General features: G+C 64.7%; 9 protein-coding genes and 1 pseudogene. 3 read left to right on the forward strand and 7 right to left on the reverse strand.

Annotation, left to right across the window (positions count from 1 at the left end):
* On the forward strand, positions 1-181 hold a 181-nt coding region (locus RMN84_RS08880), incomplete at its 5' end, for an endonuclease/exonuclease/phosphatase family protein (protein WP_405051469.1).
* Here the strand turns inward: RMN84_RS08880 and rpoN are convergent.
* The 5 genes from rpoN to RMN84_RS08905 are packed head-to-tail and all read right to left on the reverse strand — an operon-like array spanning position 178 to position 4,195.
* Complete coding sequence (rpoN, locus tag RMN84_RS08885) at positions 178-1,602, reverse strand: RNA polymerase factor sigma-54 (protein ID WP_309611817.1); 1,425 nt, start codon at positions 1,600-1,602, stop codon at positions 178-180. The genes RMN84_RS08880 and rpoN overlap by 4 nt on opposite strands.
* An 11-nt stretch (positions 1,603-1,613) precedes the next feature.
* Positions 1,614-2,384, reverse strand: coding sequence for an LPS export ABC transporter ATP-binding protein (gene lptB / locus RMN84_RS08890; protein WP_309611818.1), 771 nt, complete (start codon positions 2,382-2,384; stop codon positions 1,614-1,616).
* 1 nt (position 2,385) lies between these two features.
* Complete coding sequence (locus RMN84_RS08895; RefSeq protein ID WP_309611819.1) at positions 2,386-2,913, reverse strand: LptA/OstA family protein; 528 nt, start codon at positions 2,911-2,913, stop codon at positions 2,386-2,388.
* Entirely contained in the window at positions 2,913-3,551 is a 639-nt protein-coding gene (lptC, locus tag RMN84_RS08900; RefSeq protein ID WP_309611820.1) for an LPS export ABC transporter periplasmic protein LptC, read from the reverse strand. The genes RMN84_RS08895 and lptC overlap by 1 nt, the downstream gene beginning before the upstream one ends.
* A 23-nt stretch (positions 3,552-3,574) precedes the next feature.
* Positions 3,575-4,195: a ribonuclease D gene (locus RMN84_RS08905; RefSeq protein ID WP_309611824.1), complete on the reverse strand. Its 621-nt coding sequence runs from the start codon at positions 4,193-4,195 to the stop codon at positions 3,575-3,577.
* Positions 4,196-4,421: 226 nt separating this feature from the next.
* On the opposite strand from RMN84_RS08905, the pseudogene RMN84_RS08910 reads away from it, so the two are divergent.
* A pseudogene (locus RMN84_RS08910) lies at positions 4,422-5,288 on the forward strand (cold-shock protein).
* A gap of 55 nt (positions 5,289-5,343) precedes the next feature.
* The gene (locus tag RMN84_RS08915; RefSeq protein ID WP_309611821.1) at positions 5,344-5,880 is read left to right on the forward strand and encodes a GNAT family N-acetyltransferase; all 537 of its coding nucleotides are present in this window, start codon (positions 5,344-5,346) and stop codon (positions 5,878-5,880) included.
* 4 nt (positions 5,881-5,884) lie between these two features.
* On the opposite strand, the gene RMN84_RS08920 is transcribed toward RMN84_RS08915, so the two are convergent.
* Positions 5,885-7,441 carry a S10 family serine carboxypeptidase-like protein gene (locus tag RMN84_RS08920; protein ID WP_309611822.1) on the reverse strand — a complete coding sequence of 519 codons (1,557 nt, stop codon included), beginning with the start codon at positions 7,439-7,441 and terminating at the stop codon, positions 5,885-5,887.
* The coding region (locus RMN84_RS08925; protein WP_309611823.1) for an amidohydrolase family protein at positions 7,441-8,112 on the reverse strand (672 nt) is incomplete at its 5' end. The genes RMN84_RS08925 and RMN84_RS08920, both read right to left, overlap by 1 nt.

Genomic DNA, 8,112 nt, shown 5'->3' on the forward strand with positions numbered 1-8,112 from the left:
GCCGGGGTTCGAGATTGCCAATACCGGGTTCAGCTTCCACGCCCGCCGCCCGGTCGCCGCGCTCGACCGGATCATCGTCGACAAGAAGCTCAGGATCGCCTCATGCGGGGTTCATCGCAGCGTTGCTGCGGCCAAGGCCTCTGACCACTTGCCGATTTGGGCTAGAATTTCGGGGCTCTAGCCCCCGGCAATTTTCCGCTGTCGCCTTCGCTGGATCGACGAGCCGATACCCAGCGCCTCGCGATATTTGGCGACGGTACGGCGGGCAAGGTCGAAGCCCTTTCCCTTGAGCATATCGACCAGCGTGTCGTCGCTCAGAATGTCGCCCTCGCTGGCGATCAACCGGGCGATGGCATCCTTGACCGCGCCCGCCGCCGCGCCCTCGCCATCGTCGCTGCCGACGCCCGAGGCGAAGAAATATTTCAGCTCGAGCATGCCCCGCTCGCACAGCAGATATTTGTTCGACGTCACCCGGCTGTCGGTCGATTCATGCATCTCGATCGCTTCGGCGACATCCTTCAGCGTCAGCGGCTTCATCGCCGATACGCCATGCAGGAAGAATCCCTCCTGCCGCTTGACGATTTCGCTCGCAACCTTGACAATTGTCCGCGCGCGCTGGTCGAGCGCCTTGACCAGCCAGTGGGCAGTATTGAGACTCTCATTGAGCCACGCCTTAGACGCCCTGTCGGTCGCTCCTGCCTTCAATTCGAGATGATAGCGGCGGTTGACCAGCACGCGCGGCAGGGTCGCGGCATTGAGCTCGACCGCCCAGCCCTCGCCCGTCCGCCGCACGAACAGGTCAGGTGAGGCGGTCTCGGGCTCCTTGTCGGCAAAGCGGCAGCCCGGCTTGGGATCATAGGCCCGCAACTCACGCACCATGTCGGCCAGATCCTCTTCATCGACCCCGCAAATCCGTTTCAGATCCTTCATCTGCCCGCGCGCCAGCAGGTCGAGATTGTCGATCAGCCGCGCCATCGCCGGGTCGTAGCGGTCGGCCGCCTTGGCCTGCAGCGCCAGGCACTCGCTCAAGTGACGCGCACCGACGCCGGGCGGATCGAGCGACTGGACTAGCGCCAGCGCCTCCTCGACTTCGCGCCGATTGGTGCCGGTCGCCGCCTGGATCGCTTCCAGCGGTGTCGTCAGATAGCCAGTCTCTTCAAGTTCCTTGACGATTGCCTCGGCCAGCGCGCTCGCGCCGTGGAGTTGCTCGATCAGATGCTCGCACAGCCCCGTCTCGCAGCCCGCCAGTCGGTCGAAGTCGAAGCCCTCGTCGGACGCGCTGCCGACGTCGAAACTGCTGTCATTGTCGAGCGCCGCCTCGCGCCAGTCCATGTCGAGTCCGCTGTCGTCGCCCTTGGCGAGCAGTTCGTCGGCCCCGCTCGGGTCTACCGCCTCGTCGCCGATCTCGCGATCGACTGTGACGACGACCGTCTCACCGTCGCCGCCGCTCGCTTCCAGTAGCGGGTTCTTGGCCAGTTCCTCTGCGACGAAGGCCTCAAGCTCGAGGTTGGACAGCGCGAGGAGCTTGATCGCCGCCTGCAGCTGTTGGGTCATCACCAGCGATTGCGACTGGCGGATATCGAGGCGCGGACCGAGTCCCATCGCCGGCCTGCTTACAACGCAAAGCTTTCGCCAAGGTAGAGGCGTCTGACATCTTCGTCGGCGACCAGTGCCTCCGGGCTGCCCTGGAACAGCACCTGCCCGCCATAGATGATGCAGGCACGATCGACGATGTCGAGCGTCTCGCGCACATTATGGTCGGTGATCAGCACGCCGATATCGCGTTGCTTCAAATCCTTCACCAGGTCGCGAATGTCGGCGATCGACAGCGGATCGATGCCCGCAAACGGCTCGTCGAGCAGCATGATCGACGGGTTGGCGGCCAGCGCGCGGGCAATCTCGCACCGCCGCCGCTCGCCACCCGACAGTGCCATCGCCGGTGATTCGCGCAATTTCTTGAGGCCGAATTCGTCGAGCAATTGCTCCAGTCGGGCGTGCCGCGCATCCTTGCCCTGCTCGGCGATCTCGACCACCGCCATGATATTCTGTTCGACCGTCATGCCGCGGAAGATCGACGTTTCCTGCGGCAGATAGCCCAGCCCGAGCACCGCGCGGCGATACATCGGCAACTTCGTGATATCCTGCCCATCGAGGATGATCCGCCCGGCGTCGGGCTTGACCAGCCCCATCACCGAGTAAAAGCAGGTGGTCTTGCCAGCGCCATTGGGCCCGAGCAGCCCGACGACTTCGCCGCGCGAAACGCTCAGGCTGACGTCATGGAGCACCGCACGCTTGTCATACGCCTTCGCAATCGACCGCACGTCGAGCCCACGCACGACGGCTTCGGTCCCGACAGCGGGGTCAAGCAGGCCGACATCGTTCATCTCAACCCTTGCGCTGGGGCACGGTGAAGTGGCCGGTCACGCGCCCGCCCGATCCGCCGAGCCCGGGCGCGCCACCATCGACCACGGCGCGACCAGTGGTGAGGTCGATCACCAGCCGCGAGCCACTGATCTGCGACTGCTGGCGAATCAATTGCACGCCTCCGACCAGCGTGATCAGCTTGCGGTTGAGGTCATAGACCCCGAAGGCGCCGCGCGCCGTCTCGGTCGGGCTCTTCACCACGACGCCGCCGGCCGCATCAAGCCGCTGCATCTTCAACCCGCCCGGTCCGTTGGTATAAGCGATCGTCAGCCGCGCGGTATCGAGCGTCAGCTGCTGCTGCTTTACATGGACATTGCCAGCCATCACCGCGCGGTCGGCGCGGTCCTGCACTTCCATCCGATCGGCGGAGACATCGATCGGGGCATTGCTGTCATGACCCTTGAGCGCCGACACCGGCTCGGCATTGGCCAATCCGACCACACCGAACAGGGTGGCGAGGGCGGTGATGATGAGGAGAGGGCGCTGCATCATTTCCCCTTGATCGCCCCTTGCACGATTTTCAAGCGCGCGCCGCCGCTGAGCGTGACCGTGCGACTGCCGAGATCGGCCGAAAGATGATTGGCGCTGAACTGGCCGAGCCGCATCGTCCCGCTCGCCGGCCCGCCGCTGTTCAGTTGTTTGGCCTTCAAATCGACCGTCACGCCGCTGGTGTCGAGATGATAGCCCTGGTCGTCACGGACGGCGACCGTGCCCGGCACCGAAACGCTCTGTTTCTCCAAATCGTAGCGCCCCTTGTCGGCGGCGATCGACACCGGTCCCTGGTCAAGCCCGACGCGCGCCGCCATCCCGCTGATGTCGACCACGCGCATCGCGCTCGATTGCTGAATGGCGTGCTGGGCAACGATTTCGAACGCCTGACCCTTGTCGTCGGAGCCCGTGTAGCGCGCCTGTTCGACCCGCATCCGCTCCTGCGCCTTGTCGGTCTTGTTCTTGTCGAGCATGAAGCTGACATCGCCCTTCTTCGCCAGCGGCGCGAGCGCGAGCATCAGGAACAGGCCGATGACAAGCACGGGCAGCCCAATCTTGAGCAGCCGAATCAGCGAGTCGTGGCGGCTGCCTGGTTTCGCCCAAGTCGCCGCGCGAATGCGCTGGTCGGGACTATCCATAATGCATCATCCACGGACCAACGTCAGGCATGAGCGAAAATATCCTGCTCCGGCCATCCGGCGAGGTCGAGCAGCGCACGGTGGGGCAGGAAGTCAAAACAGGCCTGGGCGAGGTCGGTACGCTGTTCGCGCGCCAGCCGCTCCGCCAGCTTGTCCTTGAGCCGGTGGAGATAGCGCACGTCCGACGCAGCATATTCACGTTGGGCGTCGCTGATGTCGGGCGCGCCCCAGTCGCTGGTCTGCTGCTGCTTCGACAGGTCCTGGCCGAGCATTTCCTTGACCAGTTCCTTCAGCCCGTGGCGGTCGGTATAGGTCCGCACCAACCGCGAGGCGGTGCGCGTGCAGAAGATCGGACCAGCCACAATGCCGAGATAGGCACGCATGATTGCCAGATCGAATCGCGCGAAATGATAAAGCTTCAACCGGGCAGGATCGGCCAGCAGAGCCTTCAGATTGGGTGCGGCATAGTCGCTGCGCGGCCCGAATCGTACCAGATGCTCGTCTCCATGACCATCGGCCAGCTGCACCAAGCATAGCCGGTCGCGCCCTGGCATCAGGCCCATCGCCTCGGTGTCGATCGCGATCGGACCGTCGGCGAAAATCACTCGATCGGGAAGGTCTTCTTCGTGAAAATGGATCGCCAACGCCGCTGCTTCCTCATCGATTGGGCGCAATATTGCGCGGTTACGGCGGTCAATAGGCGCTTTCTCAGGTTGACTTCCAGTGGCCTGCCATCGAATCACTAGGAGCAGCGCTCTTTTTGCGATATGCCAACGACTATGTGCGCGAGATTTTCGCGTCGCATGCCGGTCGCGCCATGGGCCCCGCGCGGTGGTTTTCGTCCTGTCGGGGCACGTAAAGAGAGTTTGAATGGGTTTCGATCGAGGGCGTAAAGGGGATCGCGGCGGACGCGGTCGTGACAAACGCGACAGTTTCGGCGGAGACGAAGGCGGCAGCAGCAGCTTCGGTGGTGGCGGGTCCGACCGCGGCGGCTTCGGCGGCGGCGGCGGCGGCGGCTATGGTGATCGTGGTGGCGGTGGCGGCTTCGGTGGTCCCGGTGGCGGCGGTGGCGGCTATCGCAGCGGCGGTGGTGGCGGCTTCGGCGGTGGTGCAGGTGGCGGCGGCGGTTTCCGCAGCGGCGGCGGTGCCGGCGGCGGCGGCTTTCGCAGCGGCGGCGGCGCGGGTGGCGGCATGCCTCCCCAGGTCGTCGGCGAAGGCAAGGGCGTCGTCAAATTCTTCAACCCGCAGAAGGGCTTTGGCTTCGTTGTTCGCGATGACGGATGAGAGGATGTTTTCGTTAACATATATGCTGTCGAGCAGGAAGTCCTGACAGATCTGGCCGAAGGGCAGCCGCTCGAGTTCACGCTGGTCGATCGCGGTGGTCGTATTTCCGCGACCAATTTGCGCATCGATGGCGAGCCGATGGAAGTTGTCCGCACCGGCGCTCCGCCGGCCCGCGAAGGCGGCATTGGCGGAGCGCCGGACGGCGATCGAGGCGGACCGCAGCGTCAGCTGACCGGCGAGAAGGCCCAGGGCACGGTCAAGTTCTTCAACGCGATGAAGGGTTTTGGCTTTATCAGTCGCGATGATGGACAGCCCGATGCGTTCGTCCACATCTCGGCCGTGGAACGCGCCGGCATGCCGACGATCAACGAAGGTGACCGACTGGAGTTCGAGATCGAAGTCGATCGCCGTGGCAAATATGCCGCAGTGAACTTGGCGCCGTTGCAGCCCTGACCATAAATTCTGGTGGAAAAATGGCCCGTCCGGAGCAATCCGGGCGGGCCTTTTCATGACTGACGAGCCGCCTCAGATTCGCCCGGCGACCGACGTCGACCTTGACGCGCTTCATGCGCTGGTCGAGCGAGCTTATCGTGGCGACAGCGCACGGCGTGGCTGGAGCCACGAAGCCGACCTGCTTGACGGCCAGCGGACCGACCGTGAGTCGTTGGCCGACACCATCCGCGATTCGCGCCAACTGCTGCTGGTCATGCTCGAGAAACGCGCGCTAATCGCCAGCGTGACGCTGACCGACAAGGGCAGCGGCATCGCCTATCTCGGCATGTTGGCGGTCGATCCGACGCTTCAGGCCACCGGTATTGGTCGGACCATGCTGGCCGAGGCCGAGGCGATTGCGCGCGACCAGATGGGGATCGCGACGATGGAGATGACCGTCATCGCCAGCCGCGCCGAGCTGGTCTCCTGGTACCAGCGGCGCGGCTATGTCTTGACCGGCGAGCGGCGCCCGTTCCCGGCGACCGACCCCCGCTTCGGCCTGCCCAAGCGCGACAATCTGGAGTTCGTCGTCCTCGCCAAATCGCTGGCCTGACCGGCTACATCGCGTTCGCATAGAAAGCGGCGAGGTCAGCTTTCATTTGCCGCGCCGAGGCCGGGTCGGTGTACATCATGTGGCCCGCCGGATAGAAAGTGTAGCGGATGTTTGCCGCCACTGACGGCTCCAGCATCATGTGCCCGACATCATATTCCGCCCCGAAAAACGGCGTGGCGAGGTCGTAGAGTCCGCTCGCCACCAACAGCTTCAACCGCGGATTCTCGCGCATCGTCTGGGCCAGGTCGACGCTGGTATCGGTAACCAGCTGCGGCCCATTGACCGACTTGTGGGTCAGCTCCCAATCCTCCCCGATCCCAGCATAATTGTTTGGCCGATAACTGAGCGGGAGCTTGAGCCCGAGATCGCGGTAGAGATAGTCGTTGAGCGCGCCGACGAACGCGCCTGAAATCGACGAGGCTTGGGGATCCGAGCTGGCCGCCTCGCCCGCTGCATCGGGATCGGTCCCGAGATAGCGCGAATCGATCCGCCCGATGATCTGCCGCCGGTCGCGCAGCAATTCCTTGCGAAAACGGTCGGCGGTCACGCGCAAATTGCTGCGCAGGATATAGTCGGGCGACAGGCCGGTAAGCCGCGCCATCTGCGTCGCGATCGACTGCCGCTCTTCGTCCCCCAGCGCATTTCCCCGTTGCAACGCGCTGGCGTAGGGCCCTTTGGCGAAGGCTCGTGCTTCGCCGAGGAAAGCCGCGAGATCGGGCTTGGCCCCCGCCGCATCGACGATCTTGCCATGATACCAGGCGTCGGCGGCATAGGTCGGCAGGAAGCCGACCATCGCCTGATCCCCGACGTCGATCGTCGCGAAGTTGAGCACAGTCGAGACGAGCACAATGCCGTTGAGCTGCACCCCGCGCTGGGCCAGGACATGGCTGAGCCCGGCGGCGCGGGTCGTACCATAGCTTTCGCCGATGACGAACTTGGGGCTGTTCCACCGCCCGTTGATTGTCAGAAAGCGCTGGATGCCGCGCGCGAAGGCGTCAATATCTTTGTCGACTCCGAAAAAATCCTTCGGCTTGGCCTCGCCCAGCGGTCGCGACAGGCCGGTGGTGATCGCGTCGAGAAACACCAGGTCGCTGGTGTCGAGCAATGTGTCGGGATTGGCAGCCAGCCGGAACGGCGCCGGCCGCGCCATCTCCGGGATCGACGCCTCGACTTTCATCGGCCCGAACGAACCCATGTGCAGCCACATCGTCGACGAGCCCGGGCCGCCGTTAAACAGGAAGGTCACTGGCCGCGTCCGGCCGCTGGCCGAGGGCATGGTGTAGGCGGTGTAGAACATGCTGGCGACCGGCGCGCCGTCGTCGTTCCGAAGCGTCAGCGTGCCCGGCGTCACAGTGTAAGCCAGCGTCCGGCCGTGGAACGGGATCGAGCGCCGCTGCGGCTGGGCCAGCTCGACAACGCTGGCTTTGGCGACATCGGGATCGGACTTGGCCGGCTCCTTGGCCTTGGCGTCTGCGGTCGGGACATCGCCCGCCGGCGCTGGATCGGCGGCATCGGCCGGGGTGCCGAGGGCCAGCACCGTCGCCATCAAGAAGGCGCGCATCATCGTGCTCCCATCGGGATCGGCGTGCCCCTGACCATGACATAGCCAATTCGCGTAACCGCCGCCGGATCGATCAGCGGATCGCCATCGACCGCGATCAGGTCGGCCGACTTGCCGACGTCGAGCGTTCCGGTCTCACCTGCCAGGTCGAGCAGGTCGGCCCCGCCCTTCGTCGCCGCGATCAACGCATCGCGCGGGGTCATCCCGCCCTTGGTGACCATCAGCCCGACCTCTTCGTTGGCGCGGGCATGGGGAAAGACCGCCGCGTCGGTCCCGAGCGCGATCTTGACCCCGCCGCGATAGGCCTTGTTCAACCCCTGGCCCCACACCGCCAGCGCCAGCCGTCCCTTGGCTTCGCTGTTCGGCGTGTAAATGCCCTTGCCGATATACATCTGCAGCCCGCTAAGGGCCATCAGCGTCGCGCTATAGTAAGTGCCACGAGCCTTCATTGCCTTGACCCCCTCGTCGTCGATGAACGTGCCATGCTCAATCGAATCGACGCCGGCGCGGACGGCGGCGAGGATCCCGCGCGCGCCATGGGCATGGGCCGCTGCCTTGAGGTGCAGCGAATGGGCGGTGTCGACGATCGCCTTCATCTCGGCGTCGGAGAAATGTTGCTCCAGCCCCATCGCTCCAGGATCGAGCACGCCGCCGGTGGCATGGAACTTGAT

This window comes from Sphingomonas sp. (assembly GCF_031380695.1).
GTDB lineage: Bacteria > Pseudomonadota > Alphaproteobacteria > Sphingomonadales > Sphingomonadaceae > Sphingomicrobium.

Coding starts and splice junctions, on each gene's coding strand:
- RMN84_RS08915 (WP_309611821.1), top strand. CDS start 5,344: ATGACTGACGAGCCGCCTCAGATTCGCCCGGCGACCGACGTCGACCTT.
- RMN84_RS08895 (WP_309611819.1), bottom strand. CDS start 2,913: ATGCAGCGCCCTCTCCTCATCATCACCGCCCTCGCCACCCTGTTCGGT.
- rpoN (WP_309611817.1), bottom strand. CDS start 1,602: ATGGGACTCGGTCCGCGCCTCGATATCCGCCAGTCGCAATCGCTGGTG.
- lptB (WP_309611818.1), bottom strand. CDS start 2,384: ATGAACGATGTCGGCCTGCTTGACCCCGCTGTCGGGACCGAAGCCGTC.
- lptC (WP_309611820.1), bottom strand. CDS start 3,551: ATGGATAGTCCCGACCAGCGCATTCGCGCGGCGACTTGGGCGAAACCA.
- RMN84_RS08920 (WP_309611822.1), bottom strand. CDS start 7,441: ATGCGCGCCTTCTTGATGGCGACGGTGCTGGCCCTCGGCACCCCGGCC.